We start from the raw sequence: 17325 nt of genomic DNA on the forward strand, positions 1-17325 counted from the left end.
GTTTCCTGACGATAAACAAAACCACCGGTAAAACGGTGGTTTTGTCATATTTAAGGGAAATATGGCGAGAGTTATCCGCGCCAAATCGTTATGCCATAAAAAAGATGGATAGCGGAAAGGTTTAAAAATAAAAAAAACCGCCACAGCAAGCGCTCTGGCAGCCTTCAAAATTCAGCTTAGATATGGGATTCAGGAATGGCGCTGACGGCGACAGCGTTTGTCAAAATGCTTGACCCACCAATAACGATCCGCCACCTCTTCACGTCCACTAATACGTGCACCGACCAGCCAGAAAATAGCACCGGCAAAAATCCCTACCAGGTCGATATAAGTCATATAACTGGGCATCTTGAATTCAGGAAACTGGCTGATAATGGAATAACCGATTCCGCCGACCATCAAGACCATCCCTAACCCCATCAGGACATTACCCAATAGTGTTGCATTCTTACGTTTCATCTGTCACCTCCAGATAAACTCTGCGGATGAATAAGATTGCTACCCGGTCGCTCTTCTTGTCTTGGTGTAATTATAGACAATGAAGTGGTCGGATGATTGCGGGGAGGATCACAGATACAGGGATAAAGTAATATTTTTTTACGTTTAAACAAATAAATAAACAAAAAATTGAATAGTGGCCATGAGGTATACGATTTATACCCTTTATGCTGGATATTTGGCGTTCAACCGCCCCTATGTGTAAACTAGCGCCCTTCATGGATACTGTGTAATTTGGAATATTACCGTGAGTAGCATTAAATTAATTGTTGGGCTGGCGAATCCCGGTGCTGAATATGCTGCAACCCGCCATAACGCGGGTGCCTGGTACGTTGATCGTCTGGCCGACACCTATCGTCAACCGCTGAAAGAAGAGAGCAAATTCTTCGGTTATACATCACGTTTGACGTTGGCCGGGCATGACATTCGCCTGCTGGTTCCGACAACCTTTATGAATCTCAGTGGCAAAGCCGTCGCGACAATGGCGACGTTCTACCGTATTCAGCCGGATGAAATTCTGGTTGCCCACGATGAACTGGACTTACTTCCAGGGATTGCCAAACTAAAACTGGGCGGCGGTCACGGCGGTCACAACGGTCTGAAAGACATCATCAGTAAGCTGGGCAATAATCCTAACTTTCATCGTTTGCGTATCGGTATCGGGCATCCAGGCGATAAAAGCAAGGTTACCGGTTTTGTATTGGGAAAACCGCCTGTCAGCGAACAGACGCTGATTGATGGTGCCATTGATGAAGCCATTCGCTGTACGGAAGTCCTGTTGCAGGAAGATATGGTGAAAGCCATGAACCGGTTACACGCATTCAAAGCGGTATAATTCACCCGCCGATGCGGATGGCGGATCGAGATAAATCGTCATTCCGTGTATAATCTGCCGGAATATTTTCATTCTGACAGACAATCAAAAGTAATTGTCTGATTAATAAGTTATTTAAGGTGATATAAACATGGGATTCAAATGCGGTATCGTCGGGCTGCCTAACGTCGGTAAATCCACTCTGTTCAATGCGTTGACCAAAGCCGGTATCGAAGCGGCCAACTTCCCGTTTTGTACCATTGAGCCGAATACCGGCGTGGTGCCAATGCCGGATCCGCGTCTGGATAAACTGGCTGAAATCGTCAAGCCACAGCGTATTCTTCCCACGACCATGGAGTTTGTTGATATCGCCGGTCTGGTAAAAGGCGCCTCTAAAGGTGAGGGTCTGGGTAACCAGTTCCTGACCAACATCCGTGAAACGGAAGCCATCGGCCACGTCGTGCGCTGTTTTGAAAACGACAACATTATCCATGTGAATAATAAGGTTGACCCGGTAGACGACATTGAGGTCATCAATACCGAACTGGCGTTGTCCGATCTCGACACATGCGAACGTGCGATACATCGCGTACAGAAAAAAGCTAAAGGCGGCGATAAAGATGCCAAGGCTGAGCTGGCCGCGCTGGAAAAATGCCTGCCGCAGCTGGAAAATGCGGGAATGCTGCGTTCGCTGGATTTGACGGATGAAGACAAAGCCGCCATCCGCTACCTGAGCTTTCTGACGTTGAAACCAACCATGTATATCGCTAACGTTAACGAAGACGGTTTCGACAATAATCCATACCTCGATAAAGTCCGTGAAATCGCGGCGAAAGAAGGTTCTGTCGTCGTAGCCGTGTGCGCGGCCGTAGAATCCGACATCGCTGAACTGGACGATGCCGACCGTGCTGAATTTATGGCGGAACTGGGTCTGGAAGAACCGGGACTGAACCGCGTGATCCGCGCAGGCTACGAACTGCTGAACCTGCAAACCTACTTCACCGCGGGCGTGAAAGAAGTTCGCGCCTGGACCATTCCGGTTGGCGCCACCGCTCCGCAGGCGGCAGGCAAGATCCACACTGATTTTGAAAAAGGCTTTATCCGCGCGCAAACCATCTCCTACGAAGACTTCATCACCTATAAAGGTGAGCAAGGCGCAAAAGAAGCCGGGAAAATGCGTTCAGAAGGTAAAGAGTACATCGTAAAAGATGGCGACGTAATGAACTTCCTGTTTAACGTCTAAATTGCTTCTATTGTCTCATGGGATCTCAATGCATTTCGTGAAGACTAAAAATCCCTTTAAAATCCACGCATTTGTGTGGATTTTTCTTTTTATAGCATCTGACAAGAAAAAGCCACACTTCAACCTACATTTTATTAACCATCTGATTTTACGATTATTGTTACAATACTCGCTGAACGTTATACTTTCACTTCACCCAGTCACCATTACCGAGCATACTCATGAGCCGATACGACGTTTCCGGAAACGAAGGCCAATATGAGAAAGACTCTGGCGAGCAGGTTTTGGCCAATAAGCTGGGTATCGCAGCTTCCGATGAGATAGATGAGGCGGAACTTGTCCTATTAGAACAACTCTACCAGTCCGTTTTTGAAGAACAGTTCCCGGAAGGGCAACTCAGCGTAGCTCTCCTAAAAAGCTGGCACCGCCGCTGGTTAGGTAACATCTACGAATGGGCTGGACAGGAAAGAACTGTGAATATCAGCAGGGGTGGTTTTATGTTTGCACCCTCAGCACAATTGTCAAAATTGCTGAACGAATTCGACACCAAGTATCTTGCGCATTACACCCCATGTAGCAGCATGAACGAAGAACAACTCATCACCGCTATCGCCATAACTCATGTCGAACTGATACTCATCCATCCATTCAGAGAGGGAAACGGGCGCTTGTCGCGACTATTAGCCGATGTGATGGCGGTTCAGGCTGGTTTTAAACCACTGGATTATCAAAGCTGGGAGCAGAACAAAACCCAGTATATCTCGGCTATTCATGCAGGCATGTCAATGGACTACGAGCCGATGAAACACTGGGTCAGTAAGGGAATAAAAAGGAATTAAGCAAGGCGAAGATGCGCGAACTTCTTGCGTACGGCTTCAAGCGAGGCTTCGACGCTAGCTGATGGTTGCCCGGTTTCGACGGCCGTTGATGTCGCCACAGAACGAATAATGTCCGAGCGAGAAGGTTTAGCATAAGTTGCATGCTCTTTTTTTCTGTTATTGATCATTAAGCCCTCTCTACATCCAATGCAGTTACGCAAGAAACTATAACGCAAATAGTATACCAAAACTTTGAAACAACATCACGTTCCCCCTCAACCTCTGCAACCTTAGACGAACCCCATGGTTTTATGATCGTCAATGACTCTTTCAGCCTCACGAACATAACTATCAGCCAAATCCCGCAAAGTGACTGCAAAACGCTGGAACCCTGCATTTTCTACCTCTTCAGCTTTACTCCTGAACTGTTCAGCAAGCTCTTTCTCCTGCTTTCCGGTTGGATCAACAAAATGAGCACCTCGTGAGTTGTATATAGCGGTTCTGAAACCATTGCGCATTTCATCGGATTCTCGGTCATTTAGTGCGGCGTTCAGGCGGAGTGTTTATCATGCCGGAATTCTGTTTCTGAAATGACCATATGACCTCACTTGAGTAGGAACAAACGCAAAATATTTGTATTAGGCGACAATTAAACCTACTTAAAGGCCATTGATTGAAATTGCCCGGGCGTCATTCCCATAAAACGCCTGAAAACGGCAATAAAGGAACTTACATTCTCATAACCTGATGATTGTGCTACCTGACAGACTGGCTCACCGCATAGCAAATGTTCAAGCGCCATAATTACCTTTGCTTTTTGCCTCCACTGACTGAATGTAAACCCCGTCTGCTGAATGAAGAGGCGGCTTAATGTTCTTACACTCAGCCCGGCTTGTTTTGCTAATACTGTCTGGGTCAAATCACAATCAGAGCCGGTTAATATTTTTTGCGCAACCTGTTTTGCTCTGCTGTCACTGGGAAGGATTAATTGCGACGGTGCGGTGTCAGCAAGTTGGATCTCATCAACCATAACCTGTAATAAGTGCTCCAAACGTTCCGGATTATTGTCGGTTGCCTCCTTTTCGCTGATTTTTTTGAGCAACAGAAGTAAAAATGGGGATGCGGCTCGAATGCAGGGTAAGGATGGGAGCAAATCGCAGAATCCGGCACTGAAGTGCAGACTGGCGCCCTGTGCGTTAACCGGCATCCAGGCATAATGTGGCAAGTCCGGGGGAAACCATCCTACAGATCCGGGAGTCAAAGCCCACTTCATTTGTTCAGTCTCAACCATGACCATACCGCGTGTGATCCAGTATATCTGCCCTGTTGGGTGCTGGTGCCAGTGTGTGGTGTGCTTAGAAGAATGATGCAGTGGTTGTATACTTTCTATGATCATGGCCGATTTGCCGTATTCATTGTCTTACTACGGTTAACTTGCATTCCCAGTCTGGCGGTAATCTTCTTCATGTACAACCAATTATGAGGAAGACAGAATGGAAAACAACATCCAACGCGTTACCCGGGCGCTTGAAGCCGTTATTTCACGACCAGATCATGATGAACAAACCATAAAATCCTTTTTCGCTTCGGATTATCATCAGACAGTTAATGGCATTGAGCTTGATTACGATAACTTTATCGCGCATATGGCAAAGCTAAAGCAGATCACCGAATCTATGGAGCTAAAAATCCTGACTATCGCCGAGCAAGGAAATCAGGTTTTGACGCACCATCTGGTGAACGTATCCAAAAAGAATGGCGAGCGTGCTCTTACAGAGGTCTTTGCCAGTTTTACATTGAAAAATGAACGTATCGTTATTTGTCATGAATTAACCCGGCTAATCAGTGGCTCCGAAGAGGATAAGCGCCTGGGAAGCACTCACTGATTATCCATAAAGCAAAATATAAATGCGGCGACAGCTCCGGCAACCCGCCGCAATCGGACACTAAACGCCCTGTTTGTTAAACGCATTATTTTTTAAACGTCAGCAACGCTTTCCCGATCTCTGTAATCAACCTATTCTGCTGATTGAGCACCTGCTGAAGGGCAGCCTCATCCTGCGCATTATCCAGCATATTAATCGCCTGAATTTCCAACACCCGGCCTTTGACCAACATGGAACACAGCGAATGCAGCACTTTATTGTTCAACACGCTCTGCAAACAGCGAAATTTGGTTGTTTCGTCAACCGGTACATCGCGTTTATCCGGTCGGATTCGCTGGCGAAGCATCTCTTTTTCTGTGCTGGTAATAACAAAGTCCAGATCGCTGTCGTGAGAAGCCTCCGGCACCTTCCCGTGCTTATCAAGCGGCAAGGTATAAAGCGTCACCAGCGCCTTATTCCCGGTCTGGCTGTCAACATACTCCGATAACAGCGAGTGATTGAGTTCGTCAACCACGACATCGTGTTGCGTCATCGTCATTACCTTTGCCGGTAATGCAGTGGCCAGCTCTTGCGAGGTATAACCCGCGATCAGATCAGCATTACCGAATGCTGCCAAACTGCATAGCGGCAACGCCAACAATAGAGTACACATCCCTTTTTTTATCATACCGTTTCTCTCTCGATTTTTTGGTAGCCGGTTTTCGGCCGCCTTGTCTCCATAACGACAGGAAAAGATACCACTTTTTACACAATGGGTTGTTGATTCTCACCATTGCGCAGATACTTATCCAGATAAAGCGGTACCTTAAAACTTGTATCATGTATGACTTTTTGTTACGACACCTGTGAGGAAAAATATGTCACTTTCGCTGAAGTTTAACCAACCGGTTTTTACCAGATTAAAGCGCAAGATTACGTTGGCCTGCTGCGCAGGGCTTTTAACCACCTCTGCGATGGCGGCGACCGCCCCTGAACCCGGCGCCTTCAAAATGGGCATTCAACCGTGGTTAGGTTATGGTCAGTGGCACATTGCGCAGCATCATGACCTCTTCGCCAAACACGGGTTGGAGAAGGTTGATATCATCAACTTTGCCGAAGATAAAGACGTTAATGTCGCGCTGGCCAGCGGACAGATAGACGGCGCCAGCATTGCGACACACACCGCAATGGCAATGGTGTCTGCCGGTTTACCAATAAAAATCGTGCTGCTGCTGGATCAGAGCGAAAGCGCCGATGCTTTGCTGGTCAGCAAAGAGATCGCCAGCCTGACCGATTTGAAAGGCAAACCGGTTGCTTTTGAAGAAGGCGCCACCAGTGACATCCTATTGCACAGCGCGGTCACTTCCGCCGGGATGAACTGGAGTGATATCGTGCCGGTACCGATGCCGGCGGATTCTGCCGGCAGTGCGCTGATCGCCAAACGGGTCACCGCCGCCGTGACTTACGAACCTTACATTTCAGCCGCGAAAAAACAGGACCCATCGTTAAAGGTACTTTACAGCGGCTCCTCCGATCCGGGTCTGATCAGTGATGTTTTCGTGGTGCGCGATGCTGTTCTAAAAGAAAAACCAGGACAGGTTGCGGCACTGATCAAAAGCTGGGATGACGCCCTCACCCATTATCAGGCCAACACGACGGCTGACCGTGCGCTGATTGCCAAAGCCGTGGGCGCAACGCCTGCCGATCTGGATACCGCATTTGATGGCGTGAAATATTATTCACTGGCAGAAAACAAACAGGTTCTCAGCCACAGTTTTGCCAATCAAACCTTTACCCATGTGCTGCACGCCGCCACCGATGCCGGCCTTATTCCTAAACCGGTGACCGCGGCACAGGTTATTGACGCCAGTTTTGTGAACAGCCAGCCATGAAAGTTAGTCGTAAATCATTGAACCTGATGGTGATTGGCCGGCTGCCTTCACGCAAACTGTTTATCGCTATCAGCGTTGCATTATTTATGGTGCTGTTCCTGCTGTGGTGGCTGGCAACGCGTAACGGCGCCGTTCCCGCCATTTTTTTACCCAAGCTCAGCGATGTATGGCTGAAGATGGTCAGTTTAGCGCAGGACGGCACCTTATGGAGCGATATCAAGAGCAGCCTTTACCGTATTAGCATTGCCTTCATGATCTCGTCGGTAATGGCGATCGTTATTGGCATGCTGGCCGGGTGTTACGGTTTCTTTAAAGCACTGACCGAGCCATTGGTCGATTTCATCCGTTACATGCCCGTGGTGGCCTTCGTTCCGTTGACCATTCTATGGACCGGTACGGATGATGTGCAGAAGTTTCTGATCATCTGGATAGGCACCTTCTTTCAGCAAGTCTTGATGGTGATTGACGCCGTGAAACGCGTCCCCGCGGACTTCGTCGGGTTGGGTCGCACGCTGGGCATGCCGGATCGTAAAATTCTGTTCCGCATCGTCCTGCCGGGGGCGCTACCGGGCATCTGGGACGCTTTGCGCATCAGTCTTGGCTGGGCGTGGACCTGGCTGGTGCTGGCGGAGCTCGTCGCTTCGACGTCTGGTTTAGGTTACCGCATTGTGGTCTCGCAGCGTTTCTTCGCCACCGACACCATTATCGGCTATATCCTGCTGCTGGGTGTTTTAGGGTTAATCAGCGATCAGTTGATGCGCGCGGCTGAGCGCGTGTTATTCCGCTACAACAAGAGGCGCGTCTGATGTCTGTTCTGACCATTTCCAATCTGAGCAAGCGTTTTCAGGTCGGCAAGCAGTCGCGCGAAGTGCTGCACGATATCAACCTGCAACTTGCCGACAACGAATTTGTGTCGATTGTCGGTACGTCTGGCTGCGGTAAAAGCACCCTGCTTTCAATCGCTGCCGGGCTGGAAGATTACGACAGCGGAGACGTACAGGTAGACGGAAAAACCATTCGCGGTGCCGGCATCGATCGAGGCGTGGTGTTTCAATCCTACACGCTGTTACCGTGGTTGACCGCTCGACAGAATATCGAGTTTGCATTGAACGCCGCCGGATACGGACGGGCAGAATGCCGGGAGAAAGCCGAGCAGCATCTTGACCTGGTCCAGTTAACGGCGTTTGCCGATGCCTGGCCGAGCGAGCTTTCCGGCGGTATGAAGCAGCGTGTAGCGATTGCCCGCGCCCTTTCTTACCACCCCAAAATTCTGCTGATGGACGAACCGTTTGGCGCACTCGACGCGATGACGCGCCACCAAATGCAGGAACTACTGACGGGGATCTGGGAACAGCATCGTTTGACCGTCATGTTTGTTACCCATGACATTGAAGAAGCGGTCTATCTTTCCGATCGTATTGTGGTGATGGGGCCCGGTACGATTCAGACAACGTTTGAGGTGCCGTTACCGCGCCCACGTCATGAAGATCTGATCGCCAGCCCGGCGTTTTCTGACCTGCAACGACAGGTTCTGCATGCCATTCGCAACGGTCACGCCAATCGGCACTAGCCTGATAATTTCGTCTGCCCTATTCAGGAAGAAAAACAGGATAACCCTGTTTTTCTTCCTGCTGCCTTAGCCGTCGGTTACCACTAAAGCCCGGCGCGCTCCGCCATCCCTTCAACCCGGTTAATCGCCGCGTACAGCGCCCCGGCACTCACCGGGAACGGCATATTCGACATGTCCGGCGCATGGAGCGAAGCCTCTACGATACTGTCGAGCTCTTCAGCCGTCAGATCGGCAATCTCACGCAAACGTAGAGGTACGGCGCAGTCATGGGCCAGTTTTATCGCCCCCAGCAGCTCTTCATCTGAACGATTTTCCAGCGCCAGCAAACACAGATTGCCGAAACCGACCAGCAACCCGTGACCAAACGCCCGGGTTTTGTCGCAAACCGTAAAACCTTCATAAATGGCGTGAGCGGCTGCCGCATGTGCACCGCTGCTCATCAGCGACGTTAGTCCCGCAAACATGAAAATCGCATCAAGCACCTGCTCCAGTTCAGCACTCGACTTACCCTCCCGCACCGACTGACAGGCCGCGGGGCCATAACTGTCGATCAGATCATAGCAAATCCGGCTATTGGCGCTGGAAGAACGTGCGACGCCACTTAACGAGTGATGACGACTGATGGCGCGGAATTCATACCATTTTGCCAGCGTATCGCCCAACCCTGCCGCCAGCCAGCGCAGCGGCGCCGTGGCCAGGAGATCGCTGTCGATAATCACGCCTGCCGGTGCTTGCGGCAGCGGATATAAATCGAGGAAATGACCGTCGTCGTGATAACGAATCGTCAGTGGCGTTACGGCGGCGCAAGTGGCGGCGATAGTCGGTATCGTGATCACCGGAGTACGGCTTGCCACACCAACCGCTTTGCAGGTATCGAGCGATTTACCGCCACCGGCGCCGATAATCACATCGACATCATTGCGCTGTACGATCTTTGCCAGTCGCTCAATCTGCGTTTGACTACACTCCCCACCAAACCATTCCGTACCCACTAGCGTCACCGCATTGGTATCAAGCTGCTGGCGAACCTGATCCCCCATCGCAGCCAACGCCTGATGCCCGCCGATTAATAATGCGCGGGAACCCCACTGGGCGCAGATTGCGCCGAGTTGCGCAATGACACCGGGCCCGCGAAGGATCTGGGCGGGGAAAAGGATGTTCTGTGCCTGCATAACGGTCTCTCCGAATGTCTTACTCTGTGCCGGGCGGCGCATCATAAGGATGTTGTGTTGGTCTGTGTATGGTTGGATTTCGATACCCGGTTCCGATAGCTTCGCGGCATCCTCGCGCAGAATCTGATGCAGACCGTCGATAAATCGCTGGTTATCGTTTTCGTTGCCCACGGAGACCCTCACCCAATGTTCATAACCGGCTTCACGCCAGGGTTTGATAATCACGCCATAGGTGAGTAAACGCAGTGCCAGTCCATGACTCGAGCGCCCGCAGTCGAAAAACAGAAAGTTGGCAAATGAAGGCACCACCGTGAAACCAAGCTCACGCAGCGCGCCGATCATGTTCTCTCTTTGCTCTGCGATCAGCGCAATGCTGTCGGTAACATGCTGTTTGTCGTCCAGCGCCGCCACGGCGGCCACCTGTGCGGCACGGTTGATATTAAATGGCGTGCGCACGCGATCGAGCTGATTGATCAGTTCGGCGTGGCTCGCCAGCCCGTACCCTACGCGTAACCCGGCCAGGCCATACGCCTTGGAAAAGGTTCTCAGCACAATCCACGGACGCGACTGCGCCGCCAGCATACGCAGGCTGTCAGGGTAATCAGCGTTTATGTTGCCGAATTCGAAATAGGCCTCATCAATCACCAGCACGCTGTTTTTCGGCGCGGCATCAATAACCCGTGCGAATCCCGCTTTGTCGAGTATGCATCCCACCGGGTTCGAGGGATTACTGAAAATCACCAGCTTTGCCGGAGTGGCAAGCGCCGCTTCCCACGCGGGAACATCAAATTGCTGACGGGCATCCACACCAACCAGCGTGACTTCCGCCCCCATCATGCGCGGAAAAATTTCGTGCAGGCCGAAGGACGGAAACAGCGTGACGGCGCGATCGCCGGGGTTGATAAATGCCAGCGCCAGCATGTGCAGGATATCTTCTGAGCCGTTGCCAATGATAATCCGGTCGCTGTCGATGCCGGTTTCGGCTGCCAACGCCATACGCAGCGCCGTACTGGAAGCATCGGAATAGATGGCGCTGTGCACCGCATCGGCCTGCAACGCGGCAACCACTTTCGGACTGGCGCCTAGCGGATTTTCATTACTCGCCAGCTTGGCGACATGATTCACGCGATACGCCTGTTTAACCGCTTCAGCAGAAAGCCCCGCGTTGTAGGTTCCCAAAGCACACAATTCAGGACGAATAAGCTGCTGTAAATCAATACTCTCCACATCAGAAGCCATCACGCTTCCTCCATAACACCGCGCGGCACCGACGCCGGCATAAACGCGGGCTCACCATGCTGAGCCCGCAAGACAAAACCGCGGACGGGGTTTCAATCAGATCATGGGCAGATTCAAATTATTTTTCTCTGCACATTCAATTGCCTGCGAATAACCCGCATCGGCATGACGCATTACCCCGGTCGCGGGATCGTTCCACAACACTCGCGCCAGCCGCGCATCGGCAGCGTCAGAGCCATCGCAGACAATCACCATCCCCGCATGTTGTGAGAAGCCCATACCCACGCCGCCGCCATGATGCAGGCTGACCCAGGTGGCCCCGCCGGCAGTATTCAGCAAGGCGTTCAACAATGGCCAATCGGACACGGCGTCAGAACCATCCTTCATCGCTTCCGTTTCGCGATTAGGCGACGCCACCGAGCCGGTATCAAGATGGTCACGGCCAATCACGATCGGCGCTTTCAGTTCACCATTACGCACCATTTCATTGAACGCCAATCCGGCAAGATGGCGTTCCCCCAGTCCCAGCCAGCAGATACGCGCAGGCAGGCCCTGAAATGCGATACGCTCGCGAGCCATATCCAGCCAGTTGATCAGATTGGCGTTATCCGGGAACAGTTCTTTGAGTTTGGCGTCGGTTTTATAGATATCTTGCGGATCGCCGGACAAGGCGACCCAGCGGAACGGCCCCTTGCCTTCGCAAAACAGCGGACGGATATAAGCGGGGACAAAGCCGGGAAAATCAAACGCATTTTCCACCCCTTCGTCTTTCGCCACCTGGCGAATGTTATTGCCGTAATCAACGGTGGGAATACCCATCGCATGGAAATCGAGCATGGCCTGAACGTGTTTCGCCATTGACGCCCGGGCAGCTCGAACTACCGTCTGAGGATCGGCCTGCCGCAGTTCCAGCCATTTTTCGAGGCTCCAGCCTGCCGGCAAATAGCCGTTCAGCGGGTCGTGCGCCGACGTTTGATCGGTAACAATATCCGGGCGGAGACCGCCTTCTTTCGCTCGTGCAACCAACAGCGGCATCAGTTCCGCCGCGTTACCTAACAAACCGACGGAAATGGCTTTGTTTTCAGCGCACGCCTTTTCGATCATGGTTAACGCTTCATCAATGCTGTCAGCCTTATAGTCGAGGTAACGGGTGCGGATACGGAAATCAATACGCGATTCCTGACATTCAATCGCCAGCACGCAGGCGCCGGCCAGCACACCGGCAAGCGGTTGCGCCCCGCCCATGCCTCCCAGACCGGCAGTAAGAATCCACTTGCCGCGCAAATTGCTGTTGTAGTGCTGGCGACCCGCTTCGGCAAACGTTTCGTAGGTTCCCTGTACGATGCCCTGCGCACCGATATAAATCCACGATCCGGCCGTCATCTGTCCGTACATCATCAGACCGGCTTTGTCCAATTCATGGAAATGTTCCCAGTTGGCCCAGTGCGGCACCAGATTGGAATTGGCAATCAATACGCGCGGCGCATCGGCATGCGTGCGGAACACGCCGACCGGTTTACCGGATTGCACCAGTAAGGTTTCGTCTTCGCGCAGCTTGCGCAGGCTATCAAGAATGGCTTCAAAGGCCGGCCAGTTGCGCGCCGCTTTACCAATCCCGCCGTAAACCACCAGATCTTCCGGGCGCTCAGCGACATTCGGATCAAGATTGTTTTGGATCATGCGGTATGCCGCTTCAATCAGCCAGTTCCGGCAGCTTAATTCGCTGCCTTGTGGGGCGCGGATTACCCGGGAGGCGGTATTTTTTTGCGTTGAATTCATTGTCAGATCCCTTATCAATTAAAACTTGGTAATAACGCTTCAATGACCTGAGGCCAGCGATCACGGCTGGCCCACAGACGCATGGCTTCCACATCGGGCGCCATCAGGCGATCTCGCTCCAGATAGGCCACCCTTTCGCGAATAATTTTCAGCTCATGCTCAATCATGGGGGAACTCTGCAAAGGACGAATAAAATCAATCCCTTGTGCAGCAGCCATCGCTTCAATACCCACCACGGCGCTGGTGTTGAAACACATATCGCCAAGGCGGCGCGCCGCATAGGTCGCCATAGAAACGTGGTCTTCCTGATTGGCTGAGGTGGGCAGGCTATCGACGCTGCCGGGGTGCGCCAGTGATTTATTCTCCGAGGCCAGCGCGGCTGCCGTGACCTGTGCAATCATAAAACCCGAGTTGACGCCGCCATCATTGACCAGGAATGGCGGCAGACCGGATAAACCGGAATCCAGCAACAGCGCCAAACGACGCTCAGAAATCGCGCCGATCTCGGCTACGGCCAACGCAATAATGTCCGCAGCAAACGCCACAGGTTCGGCATGGAAGTTACCGCCGGAAATAACATCACCGTTTTCGGCAAATACCAGCGGGTTATCGGACGCGGCATTCGCCTCAATTTGTAAAACACGCGCGGCATGTTGCAGGTTGTCCAGACAGGCGCCCATGACTTGCGGCACGCACCGAATGGAATACGGGTCCTGAACGCGTCCGCAGTTTGCGTGAGAGGTGACAATGTCACTCCCTTCCAGCAGCGAAGATACCGCGGCGGCGACCGCAATCTGCCCTGCTTGCCCGCGAGCCTGATGAATACGCGGATCAAACGGTTTAACCGATCCTTTAATTGCCTCCAGCGACAGCGCCCCCGCGACCAACCCGGCGGAGAAGACGCGCTCGGCTTCAAACAACCCGGACAGCGCCAGCGACGTTGACACCTGCGTGCCGTTCAGCAGTGCCAGACCTTCTTTTGGCCCCAGTTCAAACGGCGTCAGTCCGACGGTGGCCAACCCATCGACCGCCGACATGGTTTTGCCGCTGACGGTCACCTGGCCTTCACCAATCAGCATCAGCGAAAGATGGGCCAGCGGCGCCAAATCGCCCGATGCGCCAACCGAGCCTTTCTCCGGTATGCACGGGTAGACATGGTGATTAAACAGGGTGATCAACGCATCAATGACATCCATGCGGATACCTGAGTGGCCACGCGACAGGCTTAGCACCTTGGTTGCCATGATCAGGCGAACCACATTGTCAGCCAGATAGCGACCGACTCCGACACTGTGCGACAGCACCAGATTGCGTTGCAGTTCAGCCAGACGTTCTGCCGGAATACGGGTTTGCGCCAGTTTGCCAAAACCGGTGTTGATGCCGTATACCACCTTTCCTGATTCCACAATGCGCGTTACCGTTTCCTGGGATGCCAGCACGTCCGCCCGCGCGCCTTCCGCCAGTTCAATACGCGCCTTTTCGCATTGATAAATTGTTCGAAGCATTGCCAGATCAACCTTTCCCGGATGCAGGCGGCAAAGAGTGAAATCAGAGTGAGAAGATGACATAATCTAATCCTGTATAGACAAGTAAATGCAGAAAGATTCCCGGCATAGCCTTGCCTGCCGGGAACGGGTTCATATTTATCCCCTTTACCTTTCAAATTGCAGGGGCGTTGGCTGCCGCCTTCCTGTATCTCGAAATGTAGTTGGGCATATTTAAATTAATGTGCTTGCGTTTGCAGCGTCTCAACGCGAATTTCTTCCGTCACCCTTGCCTTTAAGGTCATAAATTCCGGCGAGGTTTTAAGACGATAATCACGCGGATAGGGAAATTCCACCCCCACTTCCGTTTTTATCCGTCCCGGTCTGGCGCTGAAAATCGCAACTTTATTGGCCATGAAAATCGCTTCATCAATGTCATGTGTCACAAACAACACCGTCTTGCGTGAAGATTCCCAAATCGACAATAACAGCTCCTGCATCATGACCCGAGTCTGGTTATCCAGTGCGCCAAAGGGTTCATCCATCAGCAAAATTTTTGGGTCATTGGCCAGCGCCCGCGCAATCGCCGTCCGTTGCTGCATACCACCGGAAAGCTGGCGGGGAAAATGGTGTTCAAAGCCACGCAGGCCGACCTTACTTATAAAATAGTCGCTACGCTCTTTTTGTGCCGCTTTACTGACGCCGCGTTCCTGCAAACCGAAACAAATATTTTGCTGTACCGTGAGCCAGGGGAACAGGGTGTAACTCTGGAATACCATGCCGCGATCGGCGCCCGGACCATCGACCAGGCTGCCATCCAGCCACACTTCCCCATTGGTGGGTTGATCCAACCCCGCCACAATACGCAACAGCGTGGATTTGCCGCAGCCGGAAGGGCCAAGGATCGTAATGAAATCGTTTTCATTAACCGTGTAATCCACCGGCAATAGCGCCTGCGTTTTCTCGCCTTTCGGGCCGGTAAAAATCCGTTCAACCTGTCGGACACTCAGTTTGGGATAGTTCATTGCAGCGAACTCCAGACAAACAGGCGACGATTCGCCGCTTTGAACAAAACATCGGACAGTAGACCAATACAGCCGATGACGATAATGCCAAAGATGATCTGCCCGGTATTCAGCAGTGCCTGACTGTTGACAATCATGTGACCGATGCCGCTTGATGAACCGATTAACTCCGCGACAATCACGTAAGTCCAGGCCCAGCCGAGAACCAGCCGCAGCAGTTCCGCAATTTCCGGCGCCGCGCCGGGAATAATGACCCGTAGCACAACACTCCGGTTAGTGGCGCCCAGCGTATACGCCGCTTCGACCAAATCACGGCGCGCCGCGCCAACGGTGACCGCCACCATCAGGGCGATCTGAAAGAACGAACCGATGAAAATCACCAGCACTTTCTGCATCTCACCAATACCGGCCCATAGAATCAGCAGCGGCACAAAGGCGGACGCCGGCAGATAACGGCAGAATGAAACAAACGGCTCGAAAAAGGCTTCGATCAGTTTGTAAGACCCCATCAGAATCCCCAGCGGCACAGCGATAACCGATGCCAGCACGAACCCACCGAGCACACGCATGACTGTCATACCGATATCCGTCGAGAAATCGAAATCCGTAAACAGGAGCACGCCTTCTTCCAACATACTGGCCGGGCTGGCCAGAAATGTGGGTGATACCAGGCCGGTAAACGTCGCCAGTGCCCAGACGCCGAAGAAAAACAGAAAAAAGCAGAAACCGAGGAACCAACGCAGCCTTGATGCCACGGGCCGTAAGGGCACCATCATCGGGTTATGCCAAACCGGCTTGCTTGCCGGTAAGGGTTCCGGTTCTCTGGTGGTGACGTTCGAATCGATGGCCTGATCGACAGGACTGTTCATTTCTTGGTCCTTCATGGCTATTTCACATATTGCGCATCATATAAGGTGTTTATATCCGGCGTGTTACGCAGAATTTTCAGCTCGGTCAGCAGCTTGGCGGCTTCATTGGTGAAGGTAACAATCTCCCCGTCGAAAAATTGTTTATTCTCTTCACGGCCCTGCCAGCGCAAATAACTGGCTTTTTCAGCAAACTGCGGGCCGGTTTCTTTCACCGCGGCGCCCATGATCTCATTGGATTTTTCCGGCTCATTCTTGATCATGTCCAACGCGTCGAAATAGCTGTTGACCAGTGCCTGAGCCGCCTGCGGATTGTTGTCCAGCCAGTCTGGCGTACATCCCAGGGTGTCCATCACCATCGGGTATTCCAGCGTTGTGGCGAGGATCTTTCCTTTGTCCGGATTTTGGCGAATGTTTGAGAGATAGGGTTCATAAGTCACCGCCGCGTCGTTCTGACCGGCAATAAATGCCTGAGCCGCCGCACTGGAACTCAGGGTCGCCAGTTTGACGTCTTGCATGGTCATGCCGTTTTTACCCAGAAACCACGCCAGCAGGAAATAGGAAGAGGTTCCCGGCGCATCAACGCTGATGGTTTTGCCCTTCAGATCGGCGAGACTATTAACGTCGTTGCGTACCGCGATACCGTCCGCGCCGTAAGATTTATCCATCAGCGCAATCTGTTTAACCGCGACGCCGCTGGCGTTCCAGGAGAGATAGGTTTCGACCGTGGTGGCGGCGCATTGCAGCGAACCGGACGCAATCGCCAAATGACGCGACTGCTGTGGAACCATTTTCAGGGTGACGTCGAGGCCATTCTTTTTGAAGATGCCCGCTTTATCGGCCAGCGTAAGCGGAGCGAACCCGGTCCAGCCTGAAATACCAATAGCCACCGGCGTATCCGCTGCCTGAACGGCATTCACACCGATCCCGCTTAGCGCTATCGCCAGACTGATTGCAGATAACGAACGTTTCGATACAGCCCTGGAAATCATGTTGCTCATCTGTCTCTCCTGTAAAGGATCTGTCTCAGAGAAAGGAAATTTATCGTGAGGTCATCACC

At 52.2% G+C, this 17325-nt stretch carries 17 protein-coding genes and 1 pseudogene; 7 read left to right on the plus strand and 11 right to left on the minus strand.

The annotated features are described in order from the left end of the window. Nucleotides 1–189: 189 nt before the first annotated feature. Nucleotides 190–459: a stress-induced protein YchH gene (gene ychH, locus B4923_RS09350; protein ID WP_109054085.1), complete on the minus strand. Its 270-nt coding sequence runs from the start codon at nt 457–459 to the stop codon at nt 190–192. 286 nt (nt 460–745) lie between these two features. Here ychH and pth point away from each other — a divergent pair, with 286 nt between their 5' ends. The 3 genes from pth (at nt 746) to B4923_RS09365 (ending at nt 3394) form a co-directional block, all read left to right on the plus strand. Then, entirely contained in the window at nt 746–1333 is a 588-nt protein-coding gene (gene pth, locus B4923_RS09355; RefSeq protein WP_109054086.1) for an aminoacyl-tRNA hydrolase, read from the plus strand. A 130-nt stretch (nt 1334–1463) separates the two neighbouring features. Then, entirely contained in the window at nt 1464–2555 is a 1092-nt protein-coding gene (gene ychF / locus B4923_RS09360; RefSeq protein ID WP_109054087.1) for a redox-regulated ATPase YchF, read from the plus strand. A 221-nt stretch (nt 2556–2776) separates the two neighbouring features. Beyond that, nucleotides 2777–3394 (plus strand): Fic/DOC family protein, encoded by a 618-nt coding sequence (locus B4923_RS09365; RefSeq protein ID WP_109054088.1) that lies wholly within the window; start codon nt 2777–2779, stop codon nt 3392–3394. 269 nt (nt 3395–3663) lie between these two features. Here the strand turns inward: B4923_RS09365 and B4923_RS09370 are convergent, their stop codons facing one another. Both B4923_RS09370 and B4923_RS09375 read right to left on the minus strand, forming a co-directional pair. Then, on the minus strand, nt 3664–3891 hold the full coding sequence (locus B4923_RS09370; RefSeq protein ID WP_211313937.1) for a hypothetical protein: 228 nt from the start codon (nt 3889–3891) through the stop codon (nt 3664–3666). Nucleotides 3892–4028: 137 nt separating this feature from the next. After that, nucleotides 4029–4769, minus strand: coding sequence for an AraC family transcriptional regulator (locus B4923_RS09375; RefSeq protein WP_109054089.1), 741 nt, complete (start codon nt 4767–4769; stop codon nt 4029–4031). A gap of 97 nt (nt 4770–4866) precedes the next feature. Between B4923_RS09375 and B4923_RS09380 the strand changes: the two genes are divergently transcribed. Further along, nucleotides 4867–5259 (plus strand): nuclear transport factor 2 family protein, encoded by a 393-nt coding sequence (locus B4923_RS09380; RefSeq protein ID WP_109054090.1) that lies wholly within the window; start codon nt 4867–4869, stop codon nt 5257–5259. 85 nt (nt 5260–5344) lie between these two features. On the opposite strand, the gene B4923_RS09385 is transcribed toward B4923_RS09380, so the two are convergent. Beyond that, entirely contained in the window at nt 5345–5926 is a 582-nt protein-coding gene (locus B4923_RS09385) for a hypothetical protein (protein ID WP_109054091.1), read from the minus strand. A gap of 190 nt (nt 5927–6116) precedes the next feature. Here B4923_RS09385 and B4923_RS09390 point away from each other — a divergent pair, with 190 nt between their 5' ends. From B4923_RS09390 to B4923_RS09400, 3 genes are read left to right on the plus strand one after another with little or no spacing between them, the layout of a single operon-like run. Next, nucleotides 6117–7130 (plus strand): ABC transporter substrate-binding protein, encoded by a 1014-nt coding sequence (locus B4923_RS09390; protein ID WP_109054092.1) that lies wholly within the window; start codon nt 6117–6119, stop codon nt 7128–7130. After that, nucleotides 7127–7936 (plus strand): ABC transporter permease, encoded by an 810-nt coding sequence (locus B4923_RS09395; protein WP_109054093.1) that lies wholly within the window; start codon nt 7127–7129, stop codon nt 7934–7936. The genes B4923_RS09390 and B4923_RS09395 overlap by 4 nt, the downstream gene beginning before the upstream one ends. Then, the gene (locus B4923_RS09400) at nt 7936–8700 is read left to right on the plus strand and encodes an ABC transporter ATP-binding protein (RefSeq protein ID WP_109054094.1); all 765 of its coding nucleotides are present in this window, start codon (nt 7936–7938) and stop codon (nt 8698–8700) included. The genes B4923_RS09395 and B4923_RS09400 overlap by 1 nt, the downstream gene beginning before the upstream one ends. A gap of 83 nt (nt 8701–8783) precedes the next feature. On the opposite strand, the gene B4923_RS09405 is transcribed toward B4923_RS09400, so the two are convergent. The 7 genes and pseudogenes from B4923_RS09405 to B4923_RS09435 all read right to left on the minus strand — a co-directional run bounded on the left by B4923_RS09405 (nt 8784) and on the right by B4923_RS09435 (nt 17266). Beyond that, a complete protein-coding gene (locus B4923_RS09405) occupies nt 8784–9872 on the minus strand; it encodes an iron-containing alcohol dehydrogenase family protein (RefSeq protein WP_109054245.1) in 1089 nt (362 codons plus the stop codon). A gap of 105 nt (nt 9873–9977) precedes the next feature. Next, nucleotides 9978–11111, minus strand: a pseudogene (gene hisC / locus B4923_RS09410) (histidinol-phosphate transaminase); the annotation flags it as partial. A gap of 96 nt (nt 11112–11207) precedes the next feature. Further along, on the minus strand, nt 11208–12890 hold the full coding sequence (gene hutU / locus B4923_RS09415) for a urocanate hydratase (protein ID WP_109054095.1): 1683 nt from the start codon (nt 12888–12890) through the stop codon (nt 11208–11210). Between the two features lie 14 nt (nt 12891–12904). Next, complete coding sequence (hutH, locus tag B4923_RS09420) at nt 12905–14458, minus strand: histidine ammonia-lyase (RefSeq protein ID WP_109054096.1); 1554 nt, start codon at nt 14456–14458, stop codon at nt 12905–12907. Between the two features lie 155 nt (nt 14459–14613). Beyond that, the gene (locus B4923_RS09425; RefSeq protein WP_109054097.1) at nt 14614–15399 is read right to left on the minus strand and encodes an ABC transporter ATP-binding protein; all 786 of its coding nucleotides are present in this window, start codon (nt 15397–15399) and stop codon (nt 14614–14616) included. Continuing rightward, nucleotides 15396–16268 carry an ABC transporter permease gene (locus B4923_RS09430; protein WP_109054098.1) on the minus strand — a complete coding sequence of 291 codons (873 nt, stop codon included), beginning with the start codon at nt 16266–16268 and terminating at the stop codon, nt 15396–15398. The genes B4923_RS09425 and B4923_RS09430 overlap by 4 nt, the downstream gene beginning before the upstream one ends. A gap of 17 nt (nt 16269–16285) precedes the next feature. Further along, nucleotides 16286–17266, minus strand: coding sequence for an ABC transporter substrate-binding protein (locus tag B4923_RS09435; protein ID WP_109054099.1), 981 nt, complete (start codon nt 17264–17266; stop codon nt 16286–16288). Nucleotides 17267–17325: the final 59 nt, after the last annotated feature.

This window comes from Brenneria roseae subsp. americana (assembly GCF_003115815.1).
Lineage (GTDB): Bacteria > Pseudomonadota > Gammaproteobacteria > Enterobacterales > Enterobacteriaceae > Brenneria > Brenneria roseae.